Source organism: Methylobacterium sp. NEAU K (genome assembly GCF_030700285.1).
Lineage (GTDB): Bacteria > Pseudomonadota > Alphaproteobacteria > Rhizobiales > Beijerinckiaceae > Methylobacterium.
On record NZ_JAUYZJ010000016.1, the window covers coordinates 1 to 21,072 of the forward strand.

The following is a 21,072-nucleotide window of genomic DNA, read 5'->3' on the forward strand; positions in this document are numbered from 1 at the left end:
GGCCCGGGCGGGCGAGGCCGGCCGGGGCTTTGCCGTGGTGGCCGCGGAGGTCAAGGCGCTGGCCGAGCAGACCGCCCGGGCCACCGGGGAGATCGCCGGCCAGATCGCGCACGTGCAGGCCTCGACCAGTCAGGCGGTGTCGGCGATCGGCGCGATCGCGGCGCGCATCCGGGAGATCAGCGGGGTCGCGACCGGCATCGCAGCGGCAGTGGAGGAGCAGGGCGCGGCGACCCGGGAGATCGTGCGCAACGTCGGGCAGGCGGCGCAGGGCACCGGCGCAGTGACCGCCACCATCGCCGACGTGGCCGGGGCGGCCGAGGAGACCGGGGCGGCGGCCGGCCAGGTCCTCAACGCGGCCTCGGAGCTGTCGCGCCAATCCGAGCACCTCGATGCCGAGGTGGCGCGCTTCCTGATCAACGTGCGTGCCGCCTACGCGATGGCAGCCCACCAAGTCAGGCTCGTGCAGGACAGCTTCGCGAAGGTTCGGCCGATCGCCGACACGGCCGCCGATCTCTTCTACGGGCGCCTGTTCGAGATCGCTCCGCAGGTGCGCTCGCTGTTCCCGAAGGATCTCGCGGAGCAGAAGCGGAAGCTGATGACGATGATCGGGCTGGTAGTCGCCAACCTGGATCAGCCGGAGGCCTTGACGGCAGCCGTCCAGGATCTCGGGCGCCGGCACTTGGCCTACGGGACACAGGACGCCCATTACGAGCCGGTCGGAGCTGCGCTGCTTTGGGCGCTGGAGCAGGGCATCGGCGCCGACTTCACGCCAGAGGTCCAGGATGCCTGGACAGAAACCTACGGCTTCGTCTCCCGCCTGATGAAATCGGCCTCCGCCGACATCGCCGCCTGACCCGCGCCGGGCGCGGATCGCCGCGTCGCCGACCATCGCTCATGTCGATGGCCGGAAGCTTCGCTCGGCCGGCCAGCGGTCCAGGCCAGCACATCGGCGCGGGCGCACCAGTGCTGAACGTCCTGGATCCGCTGCGCCTGCCCGCACCGAAACGGGTTTTGCCCGAGCGAGGGGCGGCATGCCGGGGCTGGAAATCTCCGTCCCGTCCGCGCACACAGACGCGGCGGCGCGATCGCCGTGCAGCCTGACGGAACGCCTCGATGAACACGGCAGATCTCGCCCCGCACGCCCATCAGGTCCTGCGCGAGGCGACCCTGCCCGAGTTGCCGAACCATTACCGCGGCAAGGTGCGGGACAATTACGATCTCCCGGACGGGCGGCGCATCCTGATCACCTCCGACCGGATCAGTGCCTTCGACCGCGCACTCGCGGCGATCCCGTTCAAGGGCCAGGTTCTGACGCAGACCGCGCGCTACTGGTTCGAGCAGACGGCCGATCTCTGCCCGAACCACGTCCTGGCCTATCCCGACCCGAACGTCGTGGTCGGCCGCCGCCTGGAGATCCTGCCGGTGGAGGTGGTCGTGCGCGGCTACCTCGCGGGCACGACCTCGACCTCCGTGCTCACGCGCTACCGGGCGGGCGAGCGGGAGATGTACGGGCATCGGTTCCCCGACGGGATGCGCCCGAACGAGCGCCTGCCGCAGCCCATCGTCACGCCCACCACCAAGGCGTTCGACGGCGGCCACGACGAGCCCCTGACGGAAACCGAGATCCTGAAGCGCGGATTGCTCACCCCGGCGCAGTGGCGGACCGTGTCCGAGGCGGCGCTGGCCCTCTTCGCCCGCGGCCAGGCGCTCGCGGCCGAAAGGGGGCTTATCCTGGCCGACACCAAATACGAGTTCGGCACCGATCCCGAGGGCCGCATCGTCCTGGCCGACGAGATCCACACCCCGGACAGCAGCCGCTACTGGTTCGCGCAGAGCTATCCCGAGCGGTTCGCCGCGGGTTCCGCGCCCGAGAGCTTCGACAAGGACTTCGTGCGCAACTGGGTCGTGGCCCGTTGCGACCCCTACACGGATCCCATCCCCGAGATCCCCGCGGAGGTCGTCCTGGAGACCGCCGCCGTCTACATCCGCGCCTACGAGACGATCACCGGTGCGCGCTTCGTGCTTCCGGACCCCGATGAAGTCCCGCTGGAGCGCATCCGGCGTAATCTGGCCGCCTATCTCGGCACCGATCCGGGCCGCTGAGGGCGGGACGGCGCGCGCCGTCCCGCCACTCCGGATCTATGTCAGGCCGCCGCGGCGATCGGAGCCGGGGAGGGCGCATCCATGGCGCGCAGGTACACGTCGAGCAGCGTCTCCTGCTCGTCGCGCTCGTCCTTGTCCTGCTTGCGGATCTTCAGGATTTCCTTGAGCACCTTGACGTCCAGACCCTCGCCCTTGGCCTCGGCGAAGACCTCCTTCTTGGCCTCCATCAGGTCCTTTATCTCCTCCTCCAGCCGTTCCACGCGCTCGATGATCGAGCGGATGCGGTCGCCCGCGACGCCCACGGTGTCGGTCATGTCGGTCATGCAAAGCCTCGTCGTATGACGGGCAGCACCCTCGCGGGAGAGGGTAAGCGACGGGTTAAGGGCATCCGGTCCCGGTGGCCGCCCCGTCAGGCGTGGGCGTAGCGCGGCTTCTTGCCGAGAGCCTCTTCGACGGTGCCGTTGCCGTCGAGGTAGCCGTGGACCTTGGGATTGGGCATGATCAAAGAGGCCACGAAGGCGATGGCCATCAGCACCGTGACGTACCAGAAGAACGTGCTCTCCATGCCGTTGTCCTTGAACCACAGGGCGACGAACTCCGCGGTGCCGCCGAAGGTGGCATTGGCCACTGCGTAGGACAGGCCCACCCCGAGGGCGCGCACGTTGCTCGGGAACAGCTCCGCCTTCACGATGCCGCTGATGCCCGTGTAGAACGACACCACGGCGAGACCGAGCGTGATCAGCGCGAAGGCGAGATAGGGGTCCTTGTTGGTCCCCAGCATCGTCATCAGCGGCACCACCATGAGCGTGCCGAGGCCGCTGTAGAGCAGCATGTTCGCTTTGCGGCCGATCCTGTCGGAGAGCGCACCGAAGATCGGCTGGATCGCCATGTAGACGAACAGCACCACGGTCATCACCTGGGAAGCCGAGGTCTTCGGCATGCCGGCGGAGTTGACGAGGTATTTCTGCATGTAGGTCGTGAAGGTATAGAAGCTCAGCGAGCCGCCAGCCGTATAGGCGACGACCACGCAGAACGCGCGCCAGTGCTTGAACAGCTCCGCGAAGGTGCCGGCCGTCTCCCGGTCGCCCCCCTGCTTGGTCTCGGCGAGGGAGCGCCGGAGATAGAGCGCCACGACGGCCAGCCCGGCGCCGATGAAGAACGGGATGCGCCACCCCCACGCTGTCAGCTCGGGGCCGGTCATCACCGTCTGGAGCAGGACTAGGACCAGAGAGGCGAGCAACTGGCCGCCGATCAGCGTCACGTACTGGAACGAGGCGAAGAACCCGCGTTGGCCCTTGATCGCCACCTCGCTCATGTAGGTCGCCGAGGTGCCGTACTCCCCGCCCACCGACAGGCCCTGGAGCATGCGCGCGAGCAGCAGCAGCACGGGCGCCAGGGTGCCGACATGCTCGTAGGTCGGCAGGATGCCGATCAGCAGCGAGCCGAAGCACATCATCAGCACCGAGACGACCATCGAGGTCCGGCGTCCGACCCGGTCGGCGATCCGCCCGAACAGCCAGCCGCCGATTGGCCGCATGAAGAAGCCGACAGCGAAGATGCCGGCGGTCTGGAGCAGCTGACTCGTGGAATCGCCCTTCGGAAAGAAGGCGGGCGCGAAGTAGAGCGCGAAGAAGGCGTAGCAGTAGAAGTCGTACCACTCGACGAGATTGCCCGAGGACGATCCGACGATCGCCCAGATGCGACGGCGGCGGTCCGCGGCGGCGTCGTGGGCATTCGGTGCGATACCGATCGTATCGTCCCGCGAGGCGGACATGGCGTCTCCGAAAATCACACTTCGACCGGTACCAGCCGGTCTGTTCTTCGATGGACCGGACGTTACAGGCGACGACCGTGATCGCAAGTGCGTGATCGGACTTAGCCCTGGACAGGGGCCGCTTGTGTCATTCGCCGCCGCCTGCGGGAACGCCGTCACGGAACGGTTTCGCCCGGGGCCTCGTTGCGGGCCCGAGCGAGTGCCGCGGGCGCTCCACCGGCGACAGGACGAAATGCCATGAAGCGAATTCTCAGGAATACGGTCGCGACCGCAATCCTCATTGCCGGCGCAGCGACAGCCTTCGCACAGGGGGGGCCAGGCGGTGGCCCCGGCGGTGGCGGCCCAGGTGGCGGTGCTGGCGGACCGGCCGCCGGCGGCGGCGCGGGACCGGGTGGCGCCGGCGCGCGTGGCGGTGCCGAGGGTGGCGGAATGCGTAGTCCGGGCGGCGCCGAGGCACCTGGCCGCCAGGGAGGCGCGCCCGGCGGCGCGGCCGACCGCGTCGGTGGCGCCGACCGCGGCGCTCCCGGTGAGCGGCCCGGAGCGGCGGATCGCGGCGGTCGCGAGAACGGGCAGGCCGAGCAGCAGCGCGGCGCCCCGGGTGAGAAGCCCGGAGCGGCGGATCGGGGCGGTCGCGAGAACGGGCAGGCCGAGCAGAAGCGCGGCGGCCCGGGAGAGGCCGGTCCCGGCCAGCGCGGCGATCGGGGTGCTGCGGGCGAACGCGGCGGACGCGAAGGTGCGCGGGGTGCCCGCGGCGGCGGCTCCGCCCGCGGCGCCGTGACCCGCCTCGATACCCGCCAGCGCACCGAATTCCGTAGCTCGATCACCCATCTCGGGGTGTCGCCGCTCCGGGACGTAGCGTTCGGCCTCGCGGTCGGCACCGCGATCCCGCGTTCCGTGACCCTCCATCGGCTGCCGCGGGAGATCATCGAGATCGTGCCGGAATACGAGGGCTACGAGTTCATCCTCGTGCGCGATGATATCGTGATCATCGACCCCGACACCTACGAGATCGTGGACGTGATCCCGGCCTGACCCTTTCGGGCTCCCCCGGCGCGCGCGGCAAGGCGGTTGCCTGAGCATGACGCGTGCCGGCCATCACCCGACGAACTACCGGCCGCCGTCGAGCAGCTTCGAGACCACCCGGGCCGTGTAGTCGACCATCGGTACGATGCGGGCGTAGTTCAGCCGCGTCGGGCCGATCACCCCGACGACGCCGACGATCTTCTGCGAGCCGTCCCGGAACGGCGCGGCGATCAGCGACGAGCCCGAGAGCGAGAACAGCTTGTTCTCCGAGCCGATGAAGATTCGTACACCCTCGCCGCCCTCGGCGCGGGCCAGCAGGTCGATCACGTCCTTCTGAGTCTCCAGGTCATTGAACAGCAGGCGGATCCGTTCGAGATCCTCGACGGCGCGCAGGTCGTCGAGCAGGTTTGCCTGCCCGCGCACGATCAGCTGGCGCGCCTCAGTCGGGCCCACCGGCGTCGCGAGGCCCGCATCCACGAGGCGCTCGGTGAGCGCGTCGAGTTCCCGGGTCATCGCCTTGCGGCCGGCTTCGATCTCGGCGCGCAGCGTCCCGAGGGTGCGGCCCTGAAGCCGGGCATTGAGGAAGTTCGTCGCCTCCTGGAGCGCCCCGGCTGGCAGGCCCGGCGGCAGGTCGACCAGCCTGTTCTCCACCGAGCCGTCGTTCGAGACCAGGACCACGAGGGCGCGGGCTGGATCGAGGCGGACGAACTCGATGTGCTTGAGGTGGACATTCGCCTTGGTGGTCAGCACGACGCCGGCCCCGCGCGAGATGCCCGACAGCATGGTCGAGGCCTCGGCCAACGCGGAATCGAAGGTGTGGCCGGATGCGGCTGCACGCATCTGCGCCTCGATCCGGTTCTGCTCCTCCTGTCCGACATCGCCCAGCTCCAGCATCGCGTCGACGAAGAAGCGCAGACCCAGCTCGGTCGGCAGGCGCCCGGCGGAGGTGTGCGGCGCGAAGATCAGCCCTGAATGCTCCAGGTCCGACATCACGTTGCGGATCGATGCTGGGGACAGCGCCATCGGGAGGATGCGCGCGAGGTTGCGCGATCCGACCGGCTCGCCCGTCGTGAGGTAACTCTCGACGATCTGCCGGAAGATCTCGCGGGCGCGCTCGTTGAGTGCGGCTAGCGCCTGCATGGATGGGCCTTGCAGAACGTTGGGGTTCAGGTCTGTCACGCGGTCATCCTGTCGTCCGATCATGTCCGCCCGGCGCCCGAGGATCAATCCGTATCGCCATGCTTGCCCGCGCCCGCGCGGCGGCCTATGAGCCCGGCCCTCACTCTCTACAGAAAGGGCCCGCGATGCGGCCTTCGAAGCGCGCCGCCGACGAGCTGCGGCCCGTTACCCTGGAGCGCGCGGTCTCCCGCTACGCCGAGGGTTCTTGCCTCGTCAGCTTTGGCAACACGCGGGTGCACTGCACCGCCTCCCTCGAGGAGCGCGGGCCGCCGTGGCTGCGCGGCTCCGGCAAAGGCTGGGTCACGGCCGAGTATGCCATGCTGCCGCGCGCGACGCACGACCGAACACGCCGCGAGATCAATTCCGGCAAGCCGTCCGGCCGCACGCAGGAGATCCAGCGTCTGATCGGCCGCTCCCTGCGGGCGGTCACCAACCTGCCCGCCCTGGGCGAGCGCCAGATCACGGTCGATTGCGACGTGATCCAGGCCGATGGCGGCACCCGCACCGCCGCGATCACCGGAGCCTGGGTGGCGCTCCATGATTGCTTCACCTGGATGCGCACCCGCTCGATCATCTCGGTCGACCCGCTGCGCGACCACGTCGCGGCCGTATCCTGCGGCCTGTACAAGGGCGTTCCGGTGCTCGATCTCGACTACGCCGAGGATTCGGCCGCCGAGACCGACGCGAATTTCGTGCTGACCGGCAAGGGCGGCATCGTCGAGGTGCAGGGTACCGCCGAGATGGAACCGTTCTCCGAGGATCAGCTCCTCGAGCTGCTGCGGCTCGCCCGCGCCGGCACCGACCGGCTTGTTGCGCTCCAGAAGGAGGCGATCGCGTGAGCCGTATCCTGACCGGCAAGGTGGTCATCGCTACGCACAATCCCGGCAAGCTCGCCGAGATGCGCGAGCTGCTTGCGCCGTTCGGGGTCGAGGCGGTCTCGGCCGGCGCCCTCGGCCTGTCCGAGCCGGATGAGACCGGTACGATGTTCGCCGAGAATGCGGCGATCAAGGCGAAGGCCGCCGCCGACGCCACCGGGCTGCCGGCCTTCGCGGACGATTCGGGCCTGTGCGTCGACGCACTCGACGGGGCGCCGGGCATTTTTTCCGCCCGCTGGGCCGGTCCGGACAAGGATTTTACCGGCGCGATGGCGCGGATTTTCTCGGAGCTGGACCGGCGCGAAGCAGGCGACCGGCGGGCGCATTTCGTCTCGGCGTTGGTGCTCGCGTGGCCGGATGGCCACACAGAGCAGTTCGAGGGCCGGGTGTTCGGCGACCTGGTGGAGCCGCGGGGCTCGGCCGGTTTCGGCTATGATCCGATCTTCCGGCCGGACGGTCACGCCCGGACCTTCGGCGAGATGAGCGCCGAGGAGAAGCACGGCGTCGACTGGCGGAAGGGGGAGGGCCTGTCCCACCGGGCCCGCGCCTTCGTGCTGCTGAGCCGCGCTTGCCTCGCGCCCGCGCCCTGATTGCCAAACCGGGGCCCCGGGCTCACATCCCGTCCATCATGGACTCGACCGGCCCGGACCATCCGACCCGCGACGCGGGCTTCGGCATCTACCTGCACTGGCCCTTCTGTGCGGCGAAGTGCCCGTATTGCGACTTCAACAGCCACGTCCGGCACGCGGGCGTGGACGAGCCGCGCTTCCTCGCCGCCTTCCGGGCCGAGATCGCCCACATTGCCGCCCGCACCGCCGGTCGCACCGTCACCAGCATCTTTCTGGGTGGCGGCACGCCGTCGCTGATGCGGCCCGAGACGGTCGGGGGCCTGCTCGATGCCGTGGCAACCCACTGGGCGATGGCGCCCGATGTCGAGGTCACCCTGGAGGCCAACCCGTCGAGCGTCGAGGCCGCCCGCTTCCGCGGCTACCGCGCCGCCGGGGTCAATCGCGTCTCGCTGGGCGTGCAGGCTCTGGACGACGCGTCGTTGAAGAAGCTCGGCCGGCTGCACGACGCCCGCGAGGCGTTTGCGGCGATCGGTATCGCTCAGGCGGTGTTCGACCGGACCTCCTTCGATCTGATCTATGCCCGGCCCGACCAGACACCCGCGCTATGGCGGGCCGAGCTGACCGAGGCGCTGGCGCGGGCGGCCGAACACCTCTCGCTCTATCAGCTCACCATCGAGCCCGGCACGCCGTTCCACGGCCTCGCCGCCGCCGGCAAGCTGGTGACGCCGGACGACGAGACCGGGCGCGTCCTCTACGACGTCACCCAGGAGGTCTGCACGGCGGCGGGCCTGCCGTCCTACGAGATCTCCAACCATGCCCGGCCCGGGGCCGAATCCCGCCACAACCTGCTCTACTGGCGCTACGGCGAGTATGCCGGAATCGGCCCAGGGGCGCATGGCCGCCTTGTCACGTCCGAGGGCCGGCTCGGCACCGTCACCGAGCGCGCGCCCGAGGCGTGGCTCGCTCGGGTCGAGCGCGACGGCCACGGCATCGTGGAGACCGAGACACTCTCGGCCGCCGATCAGGCCGACGAGTTCCTGGTGATGGGCCTGCGGCTCACGGAGGGGATCGATCCCGACCGCTACGCCGCGCTGAAGGGCCGGCCGCTCAACGGTAACCGCATCGGCATGCTGGTGGGCGACGGCCTGCTCGATCGCCTGCCCAACGGCCGGATCGCCGCGACGGCCCGCGGCGCGCCTGTGCTCAACGCCCTCGTGGCGGAACTGGCGGCCTGATCAGATCCCGGGCTTGGCCAGGACCCGCGGCGCCGGGCTGACCAGGGGTGCGGCGTTGTTGCGGATTTCGTAGACGGCGAGCGCCCGCTCGCTCAGTCCCTCCGGACGGAACCGGAATGTACCGTCGATGCCGGCAAAGCCGGAGGCGTTCGTCAGGGTCGTCTCGGCGAAGCGCTGCGAACCGTATTGCCGGGTGAGCGCCGCGGCGAGCATCACGGCGTCGTAGGCGAGCGAGGCAACCCGCGGCGGGCCCGCGCCGAAGCGGGCCTGATAGCGTCCGCTGAAATTCGAGAATCCGCTCCGGTCCGGCGAGGCGAACCGCCCGCCCTGTAGCATCGGCAGTGCGAACAGGGACGGATCGTTCCACAGGGCGGTGCCGATCGGCCGGACCCGCGCGGGGGCGTAGCCCACCTTCGTCAAGGCCGACGCCACGAGCGGCATGCCCTCGGCGGTCTCGGGGATGAACAACGTGTCGGCCGTCGCGCCGGGACCCGTGATGACGCGCGCGAGCCGCTCGACCGCCGGGCCGGGCGCGCCCGACGCATAGCGTTCCACCGCCGCGACCCGGGCGCCCCTGCGCGCCACCGCCTCGCGGAACTCGGCCTCGACGGCGTTGCCGTAGGCGGTCTCGGGGATGAGGGCCGCGAAGGAGCGGCGGCCGCTTCCCACGGAGTCCTCGACGATCCGGTCGACCTCCGGCTGCGGCAGGAAGCTCAGGAGGTAGACGCCCGGCGCCGCCACGGAGGCGTCCGTCGAGAAGCCGATCACCGGCTTGCCCGCCGCCTTCGCCGGCACGGTGGCGGCCTGGACGCTGGCGGCGAAGACGGGCCCGAGTACGATGTCGGCGCCCTGCTTCAGGGCGTCCTGCGTCGCGTCCCGGGCGCCGTCCGGGCTGCTCCGGTCATCCTCGACCAGGATCGTCAGGTTCGGCTGCTGCCCCTCGTCGAAGGCGAGCTGTGCCGCGTTGCGCATCGCGCCGCCCACCGCCGCCCCCGGGCCGGTGAGCGGAAGGATGAGCGCGACCTTGACGGTGCCGGAACCGATGCGTTGGCCGCTCACCGCCGCGGGCGTGACCGGCGCTGCGGGAACGCCCGGGGTGGTAGGGCCGCTGCCGAGCGGCACGTCCGCCGGGGGCGACAGCTCGACCTGGGACGCGGCGCCGCGCCGGTTCGCGCCCGTTCCCCCGAACCCGCCCATGCAGCCGCCTAGGGCGAGCGTCACGGCGCTCAACGCGGCGGTTAAGGCGGCGACACGCACGAGACGGTCCCGCGCACACTTCGGACGCGCCATGGCGCGGTCTCCTTCGGGCAGGCTCGAACACCGTGACCGCCGGGATTTCAAATGTAAACGCGCGGCTACCGACTTGCCCCCGGTCTCGATGCCCGGCCGCGACGCGAAGCCGCCAGTGTGGCAAGATCGTCTCCGATGACCCGCCGATTCGATGCCCCGGGGCCCGCGATTTCGACCAGAGCCCCATCCCACAAGCCCGGCGCGGACCGCCCGCGGAGCACAACCTTCACGGCCTTCGGGCTGGCCAGCGAGACGGAGCCCCTATCGCCGGGGCTGCACATCGTGGCCACGCCGATCGGCAACCTGCGGGACATAACCATCCGCGCGCTTGCAACCCTCGCGGCGGCCGACGCTGTACTGGCCGAGGATACCCGCGTCACCCGGACGCTGCTGGCGCATTACGGCATCACGACGCCGCTGTTGGCCTATCACGAGCACTCGAATGACGCCGTCCGCGAGCGGATGGTGGCACGTCTGCGGGCCGGCGAGGCACTGGCCCTGGTCTCGGATGCCGGCACGCCGCTGGTCTCGGACCCCGGCTACAAGCTTGTGCAGGCCGCCATCGAGGCCGGCATCGCGATCACCCCGGTGCCGGGTCCGTCGGCGGTGATGACCGCCCTTGTGGCGGCCGGCCTCCCGACCGACCGGTTCTTCTTCGAGGGCTTCCTGCCCCAGAAGGCCGGGGCCCGGCGCAACCGCCTCGAGGCTCTCATCCAGGTGCCGGGCACGCTGGTCGTATTCGAGTCTCCCCACCGTCTGCCAGAGATGCTGGCTGATGCCGCTGCGGTGCTCGGGCCGGACCGGCCAGCCGCTGTGACCCGCGAGCTCACGAAGCTCTACGAGACGATCCGCCGCGACACGCTCGGCGCGCTGAGCGAGCGCTTTGCCCAGGAAGGAGCGCCGAAGGGCGAGATCGTCGTCATCATCGGCGCAGCGACGGCGGCGGAGCGTCCGGTCGAAGGCGATGCCGCCCTGGACGCGTTGATACGGGCGGCGCTGGGACGGCACTCGATCAAGGACGCGGCGAGCTTGGTGGCGGACGAGACGGGGCAGCCGCGCCGTGCGATCTACGCCCGGGCGCTCGTGCTGGCCCGGGAAGGCGAGGCGTGAGCGGGGACCATGCCGGATCAAACGCTGCAGCGCCGCGCCGCCTATCTGCGCGGCCATAAGGCCGAATGGCTGGCGATGGCGGCGCTCCTGCTGGAGGGCTACTGGCCGATCGGGCGCCGCGTGAGCTTCGCGGGCGGGGAGATCGACCTGATCGTCCGACGCCCGCGCACCATCGTGTTCGTCGAGGTAAAGGCCCGGTCCAGGCTGGAGGATGCCCGGGAGGCGATCGATGCAGCCAAGCGACGGCGCTTTTCGCGCGCCGTTCGGGCGTGGGTGGGCCGGAATCCCTGGTGCGCGGGGATGACCCTGCGCGCAGACGCGGTGTTCATCGGCGACCGCGCATGGCCGGCGCACCTGCCGGATGCGTTCACGATCGAAGGGCTGTGACGGCGCCGCTCAGGCCCGGGCCGCGCGGATCGCTCCGATCAGTGTCCGCTTGAGATCGGCTTGGCTGAAGGGCTTCTGGACCACCGGCCTGTCGCGGAACGGCTCGCGGATGCCGGCGCCGCCGTAGCCGGTGGAGAACACCAGCGGCAGGTCGCGCGCGACGATCGCCTCGGCCACCGGGTAGATCGGTTCACCCGCCACGTTCACGTCGAGGATGGCGACCTCGAAGGTCTCGTGCGACGCCATTTCGAGGGCGGTCGCCAAACGTGCGGCCGGACCAACCACGGCACAGCCGAAGTCGAGCAGCATGTCCTCGAGGAGCATCGAGATCGCGGCCTCATCCTCGACGACGAGTACACGGACGCCGTTGAGAACGTCATCGTTGGGGTCAGCAATCACGCCGGGCCGTCTTCCCTTCGATCGCCCCGTCGCCGGGGATCTTGCCGTACGGTTGGTGGCGCCTCGCGAGCCGCGGTAGCAGTACTTGGAAGCGCCAACGCGACGTCGCCGGGCGGTCCGCGAGACCACCCGAGGGGTCGCCCGTAATGCCGAACGTGTCAAGCGTTCCCTTGGCGTTCCGGGCCCCATGCTGTCCGGGATGTTAAGGGGCGATACATTTTTCGAGGGCAGTGAGGCGTTGCGGTACCAGGACGCAGGCCGGCGCCTGGGTTCAGTTATCCTGGAAGGAGACCTTGGCGCCCCGCGCCACGTGCGCCGCCAAGTCGCGCACGTTCCAGTTCGTCAGCCGGATGCAGCCGTGTGACTCGGTCTTGCCGACTTTTTCCGGCTCGGGCGTACCGTGGATGCCGTAGCTCGGGATCGCGAGATCAATCCAGACCAGGCCGACCGGGTTGTTGGGTCCGGGCTTGATCGAGAATTTACGCTGGGCCTTCACGCCCTTGAACGCGTATTTCGGGTTGTAGGTGTAGTCCGGGTCGAACGCGACACCCTTGACCTTCGTTTCGCCGCTCGGCGCCGGCTTCTCGGTGCTGCCGATCGAGGCCGGGTAATAGGCCAGGAGCTTCCCGTCGGCTCCGAAGGCGCGCACGTCGCGACTCGCCTTGTCGACCTCGATGCGCTCGACCCTGGGTTCCTGCTGCAGGTCCTTGGCCTTCGGCTTGTCGGTGCCCATCGGATCCACGGCGGCCACCGTGATGGACGTGCCGGCCTTGTCGAGGGGCTTATCGGGATTGAGCGCGCTGACGAGGTCCCGGCTCATGTGGAACCGCTCTGCCAGCATCTCCCGCGGATTGGTGTAGCCCAGCTCCTTCAGGTCGGCCTGCTCTTCCATCTTGGGCGGGATCTTCTCGACGTAGGGACCGGACGCGTCCGCCTCCGTGATGGCGTAATCGGTCACTGCCGGCTTGTCGCTCGTGGCCTGGAGCTTGTCCCAGAGTTCAGGCGTCAGATCCTGCGAGGCGGCCAGGCCCTGCGCCACCGCGAAGGCCGAGAGCGCACGCTGGTAGTTCTCGCCCTTTCGGCCGTCGATCGCGCCCGGATAGAAATGCGCGCGATCCAGCAGGACCTGCGCCTTCACGATGAGCGGATCCGGCTTCCCGTCCGCCCCCTTCGCGGCATGCGTCTTATGGTCGGACTTTTTCTTCCGATCGGACTTGCCGGCCTGCGGCGCAGTGAAGGTCGCGGCGTTGATGGCGTCCGCGTTCAAGGTCGGCGCCTCGTTCGGCTTCGCCGTGGCACCCGGTGCAGCGAGGCATGTCACCAGGAGAGCCGCGCAAGCCGGCAGCGAGGGTCTCCGCATCATTGACGTCAAGCTCTCCGGGAGCAGACGCGCTCCGGTCGCTCAAGCATCGAGCCGGCTTGAACGTTCCACGCTCACGCTACTCGCAGAGGCGATGCCCTGCGTTGCGTTCGCGCTGGTCGAGATGGAAGTGGTTGGCATGGGCCGCGTTGGTGCCGGGCCCCAGGACCGTGCGGAAGAACCCGCAGGCCTTGGTCCGGACCGCGCTGAGGAAATCGGCCTCCTCGGATCCCGGAGGCATCGCCTTGACCGCGATGGCCGCGCGTCCGCCGAAGCTGAAGCCCATCACGTCGATGGCGCCCGCGAAGGCATGCTCGCTCAGCTTGGCATCGATGTCGTGGTTCTGGCCACGGCAGACATAGGTGCCCCCGAGTTCGAATCCGGTGAGGGGGTGCTTGAGCGTGCGGTCCGCCTCGACCTGGACCTCGGTCGCCCAGCGCGCGAAAGCCTCGGCCGCGCGGCAGGTGAGGGTCGCTCCCTGCGGCAGCGCGACACCGTCGGCGAGCCGGGTCACCTTCAAGGGCAGCGGCGCGGTGCACTGGCCCTCGACGATGGGCGGTAGTGGCTCGAACTCGACGCCGAGGCGCTTGAGGCGCGTCCGGCAGGCGGAATCATCCGGTGGCGCGACCTTGAGGGCCAGGGCCGCCTCGCCGGAGAGTTCCGGCGGCCGCTCCGGCGGAATTGGCGGCGGAGTCGGTATCTCGGGTTTCGGCGGTTCGCCGCCGCCCTTGGCCGGTGGCGGCTCGGCCGGCCGGGTGGGAAGCGTGGGGGTCGCGGGCTCGGCGGTCGGCTGTTTCGGCGCCCCCGCTTGCGCCGGCTTCAACTCGCCCGGCCGTTCAGGGGGCAGGGGGGGCGGCACCGGGACGCTGGCGGCTGGAGCCTCGGCCGCCGAGCCGGCCGCGGACGCGAGGACGAACAGCCCAAGTGCGAGGGTGCCCAGCGCTGGAAAACGCGCCGGAATGTGGCTGGGTCGGCGGATCGGCATGAGACCTCGAAGCGTGGGCGTCGGCCGGAAGAAACGAACGGAACGCCGTTCGGATCGCACGCCCCGGTTGACGGAAGCGCCTATCGGGCTTCTGTCTTCCTTGAAGCGGTCGCAGACCCCATGTCGTGGACCGAATTCGCCGTTCCGATCCACCGTCGGACCGACGCCGCATCGAGGACCCAATGCCGGATGTAGCCGATGCCGGGCTTCCGAGCCTGCCGCAGGACAACCCCTTTCACGAGGCGCAGTGGAGCACACCGTACGGGCTTCCGCCCTTCGAGCGTATCCGGCCGGAGCATTACATGCCGGCCTTCGAGGCGGCGCTCGCGGCCCACGATGCCGAGATCCGGGCCATCGCGGCGGACATGGCGCCCGCGACCTTTGCCAACACCGTCGCCGCCATGGAGCGGGCCGGCCAGCCCCTCGAGCGGGTCGCCGGCGTCTTCTACAACCTGACCGGCAGCCACACGAATCCGGACCTCCAGGCGATCGAGCGGGCGATCGGCCCGAAGCTCGCCCGCCACGGCAGCGCGATCTACCTGAACCCGCAGCTCTGGGCACGCATCTCGGCGGTCGATTCCGAGGCGGAAGGGCTGGGCCCGGAAGAGCGCCGCGTGCTCGATCGCTACCGTATCCGCTTCCGCCGGTCCGGCGCCGACCTCGCCGCCGAGGACAAGGCGCGCATCGCCGAGATCGCCGCCCGCATGTCGGAACTCGGCACCCAGTTCAGCCAGAACCTGCTGGCCGACGAGAGCAGCTTCATCCTGCCGCTGGCCGGCGAGGACGATCTCGCCGGCCTGCCGCCGTTCCTGCGCGCCGCTTCCGAGAGCGCGGCCCGGGAGCGCGGGCTGGAGGGGCACGTCATCACCCTGTCGCGCTCGCTGATCGAGCCGTTCCTGGTGTTCTCGACCCGGCGCGATCTGCGCGAGCGGGCCTACGCGGCCTGGACCCGGCGTGGCGAGAACGGGGGTGAGACCGACAATCGGGCCATCATCGCCGAGATGGTCCGGCTGCGCGCAGAGCATGCCCGGCTCCTGGGCTTCGACAGCTTCGCGCATTTCAAGCTCGACGACACGATGGCGGCCAGCCCCGAGGCTGCCATGGATCTGCTGCGCGACGTCTGGACGCCGGCCCGGGCGCGGGCAGGCGACGAGCGCGAACGCCTCCAGGCCATCGTCCAGGCGGAGGGCCACAACTTCGCGGTCCAGGCCCATGATTGGCGCCACTATGCCGAGAAGTTGCGGCGGTCCGAGCACGACCTCGATGAGAGCGAGGTGAAGGCGTACCTGCCTCTCGACCGGATGATCCAGGCCGCCTTCGACACGGCCTCCCGCCTGTTCGGCCTGACCTTCGAGGAACTGTCCGACGTCCCGCGCTACCATCCTGACGTGCGGGTCTGGCGTGTCGGCAACCCGGATGGGTCCGAGGTCGGCCTGTTCCTGGGCGACTACTTCGCACGCGCGTCGAAGCGCTCCGGCGCCTGGATGAGCGCGTTCCGCTCGCAGGAACGCTTGAACGGCACCGTGACGCCGGTCATCGTCAACGTGATGAACTTCGCCAAGGCGCCCGCCGGTGAGAGCGCGCTTCTGTCCTTCGACGATGCGCGCACGCTGTTTCACGAGTTCGGCCACGCCTTGCACGGGCTTTTGTCGGACGTGACCTATCCGTTGCTCTCCGGCACCTCCGTGTCGCGCGATTTCGTTGAGTTGCCGTCCCAGCTTTACGAGCACTGGCTCGAGCAGCCGGAGGTACTGCGCGCCCATGCCCGGCATCACCGGACCGGCGAGCCGATACCGGACGCGCTGCTGCGCAAGCTGCTCGCGGCCCGCACCTTCAACCAGGGCTTCGCCACCGTGGAATACACCGCGTCGGCGATCGTCGACATGACGCTGCACCTCTCGGCGGGCGGCGAATTCGGCCTCGACGTGCCGGTCTTCGAGGCTGACGCCCTGCAGCGGATCGGCATGCCGGCCGAGATCAGCATGCGGCACCGCACGCCGCATTTCGCCCACATCTTCTCGGGCGACGGCTACGCGGCCGGTTATTACAGCTATCTCTGGTCCGAGGTTCTGGACGCCGACGCGTTCGATGCGTTCCGGGAGGCCGGCGACATCTTCGATCCGGAGACGGCCAAGCGGTTGCGTACGTTCGTGTACGGTGCCGGAAACCTGCGCGACCCGCGGGAGGCCTACACGGCTTTCCGGGGACGCATGCCGAGCATCGCGCCGTTGTTGAAGAAGCGCGGGCTCGCCGCCTGAGGGCCGGCGTGCGGTAAGGGTTTCGTAAACAAACGTCCTTAACGAACGCTTGCAGAGTTACCCTGCGAGCGGAGTTGGGGGCGATGACGAAGAGTGAAGCCAGGCCGGCCGTCTCTCCCGACGAGCTGCTCAAGGCCGTGGTGGCCGGCAAGGCGGACCCGCGACCCGCCCCCGCGACTGCTGAGGCGCGTCCCGCGGGGCCGAGCGTGACGATTCCTTCCCTGGCGCGGTTCGAGCTTCGCCGGTTCGCCGTCCCGGGCGCTGCGCTCGCGGTCGGACTCGCGCTCGGGGCGGGCATCGCCGCCCGGTCCGGCTCCACCGGCGCGCCGAGCGACGCCGTCGTCGCGCTGAGCGCCACCGTTGATGCCGGCCGAACGGAGACCGCGCGCCTCGGGGCCGATATCACGCAGCTCCACCAGGTTCTGGCCGACCTGCGGGCCGCCACCGACACGGCGCGCAAGGATGCCGCCACACGCAGCAGCACCCTGGGCGATCGCCTCGCGCAGCTTGACCGCAACCTGAACGCCAAGACCGCCGCCCTTGGCGAGCGCCTCGACCAGATCGAGCGCGAGCAGAGCGGGCGGATCGCCAATCTCGCGGTGCAGCTCGAGCGACGGGCTGCCGTCGGCGCGCCGGCCGCCGCCAAGGCCGAGCCCACGCAGACCGGAAGCCTTGCCGAGACGCGGACCGTCGACGCGAAGATCGTCGACGCGAAGGCATCGGATGCCAAGGTCGTGGATGCGAAGCCGAAGCCCGTCGCTTCGGAGAAACCGCCGGTGATCGATGGCTGGGCGGTCCGCGACGTCTACGACGGCGCAGCGATCCTGGAGAATCGCCGCCGTCGCATCGTCGAGGTCGGTCCCGGCGACATGCTGCCGGGGGTGGGCCGCGTGGAGGGGGTCGAGCGCCACGGGCGCGACTGGGTCGTGGTGACCCGCCAGGGCCTCGTTACGCCGCAGCCCTGGTAGAGGACCGGCGCGATCAGCGTGCCGGGAGCGAAGCCGGCGCCAGCTCGTCGTGGACGGTCGGGAAGCGCGGCTCGATCGTCATCGGATCCGCCAGGGCGGACGCGCGCTCCGCTCTGCGGCGGCCGTGGCGCAAAGCGCGCGTTTGGGCGGCGCGGGTCGGATGCAGGATCGCGGCGAGAAGCGCTTGCCCCTCGAACGCACTGTCCAGATTCTTGGCTTCGAAGACGGGCATGGCCGGCCTGCTGGTGCGCGATCCTGCCCTTTGCCGAAGGCTCCGAGCGGAATCGCATCCCGAATAACGGGGATCGCGTGGACGGGTTCCGCCAAGCTCGCGCCGCGAAACCACATTTTTACGATCGTCCAGGCGCTGCCCGAAAGCGGTGCGCCCGCGCACACCGGGCCGGAGGGTCAGACGAACTGGTTGAGCCCCGGGATCGAACCGATGATCGGACCCATCGCGTCCTCGCCGACCTTCTCGCGACCGAAGGCGAACAGCTCCTGACCGAGGGGCTGCATCTGGCCCATGGGCACGCCCGCCGCCATCAACTTCTGGCCAAGCGCCATGACGCCGCCGCCCCCGACCATGCCGCCGAGCATGCCCAACAGGCCGCCGCCGCTCTCCCCGGCATTCGACTCGGCCACCAGCGACTCCGAACCCGGCAGCGCCGCCATGAGCTGACCGACCTCGGTCCCCGGCCCCTCCTTCTGCAGGAAGGCCAGGATGTGGCCGATCGCAGTCTGCGCCGTCGCGGCGTCGAGTCCGGTGCGGGCGGTGACGCGGGCGAGCAACTCTTCCATGGCGGTGATCTCTTAGGAACGCTTCCAGACGTCCTTCGACTCTGAGGCGTCGGAAATCAAGCGCAGGTCCCGAGTTCGCTGGAAAAGTCCGGACATGCCGGTCATAACCATGCACGCGGATGCGCATGGGGGACGTTCATGGCGGGCGACCAGGACCATTCGGGCCGGCCAGGCGGGCTCAGACGCCGCCGCAGTGGGTCGGGCCGGGAGGCGGAGCCGTGCCATCCGCGAGTTTCGGCGGCCGTTCAGGTACCGCGGCCGTCGCCACGTTCCCGGACGATCTCCCTTCCATCCCGACCGAGCGCTGACAGGAGATTCGGGTGAGTGACCTCAAGACCCTTCGCGGCCTTTCCGGCCTCAGTGCCGAGCCGGCGAGCCTGAAAAGCGCGGCGCTCGTTCTCATCGATCTCCAGAACACCTACCGGGACGGGGTCCTGCGCCTGTCCGGCGTCGAGCCGGCGATCGCTGAGGCGAAGACGTTGCTGGAACGGGCGCGCGCGGCTGGCGCACCCGTGTTCCATATCCGGCACAATGCCGGCCCCGGATCGCCCTACGACGTGACGGCCGAGATCGGGCAGATCTCCCCCGAGGTCGGCCCGCAGGGGGACGAGCCGGTAATCACCAAGGCGTTCCCCAGCGCCTTCGTCAGCACTGACCTCGAGGAGCAGCTCAAGCGTGCGGGCGTGACCGACCTGATCCTCGCCGGTTTCATGACGCACATGTGCGTCAACTCGACGGCGCGCTCGGCCTTCAACCTCGGCTTCCAGCCGACCGTGGTCGCTTCCGCGACCGCCACGCGCGATCTCCCGGCGCCCGACGGCTCCGTCCTCCCCGCAGCCCAGCTCCAGGCAGCCAGCCTCGCGGCTTTGGGCGATCTGTTCGCCGTGGTGGCGCGCGGTGTCGACGAAATCCGCCACTGACGTCGCGGAACATCGCCCCTGGCCGCATGGTTCGGCTCCGGAATCGGGAGCCGAACCATGCGCATCGAAAACGTCGCCGATCTGCTCGCCGAAACGCTTCAGGTGGCGGGCGTCTCGCGCATCTACGGCGTCGTCGGCGACAGCCTGAACGGGATCACCGAGGCGTTGCGCGCGCGCGGGCGGATCAGCTGGATCCACACGCGCCACGAGGAAACGGCGGCGTTCGCGGCCAGCGCGGAGGCGCAGGTCACCGGGCGGCTCGCCGTCTGTGCCGGATCCTGCGGCCCCGGCAACCTCCACCTGATCAACGGCCTCTACGACGCGCACCGCAGCCGAACCCCGGTCCTGGCGATCGCCGCCCATATTCCGTCGGCCGAGATCGGCTCTGGCTACTTCCAGGAGACCAACCCGACCGAGCTGTTCCGGGCGTGCAGCCATTATTGCGAGATGGTGTCGGATCCGGCCCAGATGCCGTTCGTGCTCGAGAACGCGATCCGGGCTGCCGTGGGGGAGAGCGGCGTCGCGGTCATCGTCATCCCGGGCGATGTCGCCCTGCGGGCGGCGCCGAAACGCGCCCTGGCGTCACATGCCGGTCTGATCCCGGCCAAGCCGGAGGTGCGGCCGGCTGATCCGGATCTGGACGCCCTCGCGGCCCTGCTCGATGCCGGCAAGCGCGTGACGCTGCTGTGCGGTCGCGGCTGTGCCGGCGCCCATGCCGAGCTTCTCCAGCTCGCCGAGGCGCTCAAGAGCCCGATCGTGCACGCCCTCGGGGGCAAGGAATATGTCGAATACGACAACCCCTACGATGTCGGGATGACCGGGTTGATCGGCTTCTCGTCGGGCTACGCCGCCATGATGGCCTGCGACACCCTGCTGATGCTCGGCACCGGCTTCCCCTACAAGCAGTTCTATCCGCAGGACGCGAAGGTCGCCCAGGTGGACCTGCGCCCGACCGAACTCGGGCGCCGCTGCCGCATCGACCACGGTCTCGTGGGCGATGTCGGCGCCACGATCCGGGCGCTGCTGCCGCGTCTCAAGCCGAAGGCCGATCGCGCGTTCCTGGACGCCAGCCTGAAGCACTACGCGAAGGCGCGCAGCGGCCTTGAGGAACTCGCCACGGCCAAGCCCGGCGGCCCGTTGCATCCGCAATACCTGGCGCGCACGATCAGCGAGGCGGCGGCGGACGATGCCGTGTTCACCGCCGATGTCGGTACGCCGACGATCTGGGCGGCGCGCTACCTGGCGATGAACGGCAGGCGCCGGCTGCTCGGCTCCTGGGTCCACGGCTCCATGGCCAACGCCCTGTCACAGGGCATCGGCGCGCAGGCGGCCGAGGCGAACCGGCAGGTGGTCGCCCTCTGCGGAGACGGCGGCTTCGCCATGCTGATGGGCGACTTCCTGACGCTCCGCCAGCACCGGCTGCCCCTCAAGGTCGTGGTTTTCAACAACGGCACCCTCGGCTTCGTCGAACTTGAGATGAAGGCTGCCGGCTATCTCGAGACGGGCGTCGCGCTGGACAATCCGGACTTCGCCGCGATGTCGCGGGCGGCCGGCATCTTCGCCCTGCGGGTCGAGGATCCGGCCGAACTGCCCGGCGCCGTGCGCGAGTTCCTGGCCTTCGACGGGCCTTCCCTCCTCGACGTTCGTACCGCCCGCAACGAGCTGTCGATGCCGCCCAAGATCGACGGGCAGCAGGTCAAGGGCTTCAGCCTCTACGTGCTGCGGGCCGTGATGGACGGGCGCGGTGACGCTGTTCTTGACCTCGCCAAAACCAACCTCATCCGGTAGACCTCACATGATAATCTAGACCCGTTCCAGACCAACGGAGTGGGCGATCCA

General features: G+C 69.7%; 21 protein-coding genes. 12 read left to right on the top strand and 9 right to left on the bottom strand.

Going from position 1 to position 21,072, the window contains the following annotated elements:
• Positions 1-853, top strand: an 853-nt coding sequence (locus Q8W67_RS14340; protein ID WP_305546572.1) for a globin domain-containing protein, incomplete at its 5' end; no start/stop codon positions are given.
• A gap of 260 nt (positions 854-1,113) precedes the next feature.
• Positions 1,114-2,103, top strand: coding sequence for a phosphoribosylaminoimidazolesuccinocarboxamide synthase (locus Q8W67_RS14345; protein WP_305546574.1), 990 nt, complete (start codon positions 1,114-1,116; stop codon positions 2,101-2,103).
• 41 nt (positions 2,104-2,144) lie between these two features.
• Here Q8W67_RS14345 and Q8W67_RS14350 read toward each other — a convergent pair whose 3' ends face one another.
• The gene (locus Q8W67_RS14350) at positions 2,145-2,426 is read right to left on the bottom strand and encodes a DUF2312 domain-containing protein (protein WP_020091862.1); all 282 of its coding nucleotides are present in this window, start codon (positions 2,424-2,426) and stop codon (positions 2,145-2,147) included.
• A gap of 86 nt (positions 2,427-2,512) precedes the next feature.
• The gene (locus tag Q8W67_RS14355) at positions 2,513-3,877 is read right to left on the bottom strand and encodes an MFS family transporter (RefSeq protein WP_305546581.1); all 1,365 of its coding nucleotides are present in this window, start codon (positions 3,875-3,877) and stop codon (positions 2,513-2,515) included.
• A gap of 429 nt (positions 3,878-4,306) precedes the next feature.
• Here Q8W67_RS14355 and Q8W67_RS14360 point away from each other — a divergent pair, with 429 nt between their 5' ends.
• Positions 4,307-4,909 carry a DUF1236 domain-containing protein gene (locus tag Q8W67_RS14360; RefSeq protein WP_370693882.1) on the top strand — a complete coding sequence of 201 codons (603 nt, stop codon included), beginning with the start codon at positions 4,307-4,309 and terminating at the stop codon, positions 4,907-4,909.
• A gap of 75 nt (positions 4,910-4,984) precedes the next feature.
• On the opposite strand, the gene hrcA is transcribed toward Q8W67_RS14360, so the two are convergent.
• Entirely contained in the window at positions 4,985-6,040 is a 1,056-nt protein-coding gene (hrcA, locus tag Q8W67_RS14365; protein WP_305546792.1) for a heat-inducible transcriptional repressor HrcA, read from the bottom strand.
• 164 nt (positions 6,041-6,204) lie between these two features.
• Here hrcA and rph point away from each other — a divergent pair, with 164 nt between their 5' ends.
• From rph to hemW, 3 genes are read left to right on the top strand one after another with little or no spacing between them, the layout of a single operon-like run.
• On the top strand, positions 6,205-6,918 hold the full coding sequence (gene rph, locus Q8W67_RS14370; protein ID WP_305546585.1) for a ribonuclease PH: 714 nt from the start codon (positions 6,205-6,207) through the stop codon (positions 6,916-6,918).
• Complete coding sequence (rdgB, locus tag Q8W67_RS14375; protein ID WP_305546586.1) at positions 6,915-7,544, top strand: RdgB/HAM1 family non-canonical purine NTP pyrophosphatase; 630 nt, start codon at positions 6,915-6,917, stop codon at positions 7,542-7,544. Before rph ends, rdgB begins: the two co-directional genes overlap by 4 nt.
• A gap of 38 nt (positions 7,545-7,582) precedes the next feature.
• Positions 7,583-8,758, top strand: a complete 1,176-nt coding sequence (gene hemW / locus Q8W67_RS14380; protein WP_305546588.1) for a radical SAM family heme chaperone HemW — start codon at positions 7,583-7,585, stop codon at positions 8,756-8,758.
• Here hemW and Q8W67_RS14385 read toward each other — a convergent pair whose 3' ends face one another.
• Entirely contained in the window at positions 8,759-10,048 is a 1,290-nt protein-coding gene (locus tag Q8W67_RS14385; RefSeq protein WP_305546590.1) for a penicillin-binding protein activator, read from the bottom strand.
• 135 nt (positions 10,049-10,183) lie between these two features.
• Between Q8W67_RS14385 and rsmI the strand changes: the two genes are divergently transcribed.
• Positions 10,184-11,158: a 16S rRNA (cytidine(1402)-2'-O)-methyltransferase gene (gene rsmI, locus Q8W67_RS14390; RefSeq protein ID WP_305546592.1), complete on the top strand. Its 975-nt coding sequence runs from the start codon at positions 10,184-10,186 to the stop codon at positions 11,156-11,158.
• Between the two features lie 9 nt (positions 11,159-11,167).
• Positions 11,168-11,545, top strand: coding sequence for a YraN family protein (locus Q8W67_RS14395; protein ID WP_305546594.1), 378 nt, complete (start codon positions 11,168-11,170; stop codon positions 11,543-11,545).
• Positions 11,546-11,554: 9 nt separating this feature from the next.
• On the opposite strand, the gene Q8W67_RS14400 is transcribed toward Q8W67_RS14395, so the two are convergent.
• The 3 genes from Q8W67_RS14400 to Q8W67_RS14410 form a co-directional block, all read right to left on the bottom strand.
• Positions 11,555-11,944 (bottom strand): response regulator, encoded by a 390-nt coding sequence (locus Q8W67_RS14400; RefSeq protein ID WP_305546596.1) that lies wholly within the window; start codon positions 11,942-11,944, stop codon positions 11,555-11,557.
• Between the two features lie 271 nt (positions 11,945-12,215).
• Positions 12,216-13,307 carry a L,D-transpeptidase gene (locus tag Q8W67_RS14405; RefSeq protein ID WP_305546598.1) on the bottom strand — a complete coding sequence of 364 codons (1,092 nt, stop codon included), beginning with the start codon at positions 13,305-13,307 and terminating at the stop codon, positions 12,216-12,218.
• Positions 13,308-13,383: 76 nt separating this feature from the next.
• Entirely contained in the window at positions 13,384-14,289 is a 906-nt protein-coding gene (locus tag Q8W67_RS14410) for an extensin family protein (protein WP_305546600.1), read from the bottom strand.
• A gap of 182 nt (positions 14,290-14,471) precedes the next feature.
• Here Q8W67_RS14410 and Q8W67_RS14415 point away from each other — a divergent pair, with 182 nt between their 5' ends.
• Complete coding sequence (locus tag Q8W67_RS14415) at positions 14,472-16,547, top strand: M3 family metallopeptidase (RefSeq protein ID WP_305546602.1); 2,076 nt, start codon at positions 14,472-14,474, stop codon at positions 16,545-16,547.
• A gap of 83 nt (positions 16,548-16,630) precedes the next feature.
• Positions 16,631-17,515, top strand: a complete 885-nt coding sequence (locus Q8W67_RS14420) for a hypothetical protein (protein ID WP_305546604.1) — start codon at positions 16,631-16,633, stop codon at positions 17,513-17,515.
• A gap of 13 nt (positions 17,516-17,528) precedes the next feature.
• Here the strand turns inward: Q8W67_RS14420 and Q8W67_RS14425 are convergent, their stop codons facing one another.
• Both Q8W67_RS14425 and Q8W67_RS14430 read right to left on the bottom strand, forming a co-directional pair.
• Positions 17,529-17,747, bottom strand: coding sequence for a hypothetical protein (locus tag Q8W67_RS14425; protein WP_305546606.1), 219 nt, complete (start codon positions 17,745-17,747; stop codon positions 17,529-17,531).
• A 176-nt stretch (positions 17,748-17,923) separates the two neighbouring features.
• Complete coding sequence (locus tag Q8W67_RS14430; protein WP_305546608.1) at positions 17,924-18,313, bottom strand: DUF2267 domain-containing protein; 390 nt, start codon at positions 18,311-18,313, stop codon at positions 17,924-17,926.
• A gap of 320 nt (positions 18,314-18,633) precedes the next feature.
• Here Q8W67_RS14430 and Q8W67_RS14435 point away from each other — a divergent pair, with 320 nt between their 5' ends.
• Both Q8W67_RS14435 and poxB read left to right on the top strand, forming a co-directional pair.
• On the top strand, positions 18,634-19,233 hold the full coding sequence (locus tag Q8W67_RS14435) for a cysteine hydrolase family protein (RefSeq protein WP_305546610.1): 600 nt from the start codon (positions 18,634-18,636) through the stop codon (positions 19,231-19,233).
• Between the two features lie 57 nt (positions 19,234-19,290).
• Positions 19,291-21,021, top strand: a complete 1,731-nt coding sequence (gene poxB, locus Q8W67_RS14440; RefSeq protein ID WP_305546612.1) for a ubiquinone-dependent pyruvate dehydrogenase — start codon at positions 19,291-19,293, stop codon at positions 21,019-21,021.
• The last annotated feature ends 51 nt before the right edge of the window (positions 21,022-21,072 follow it).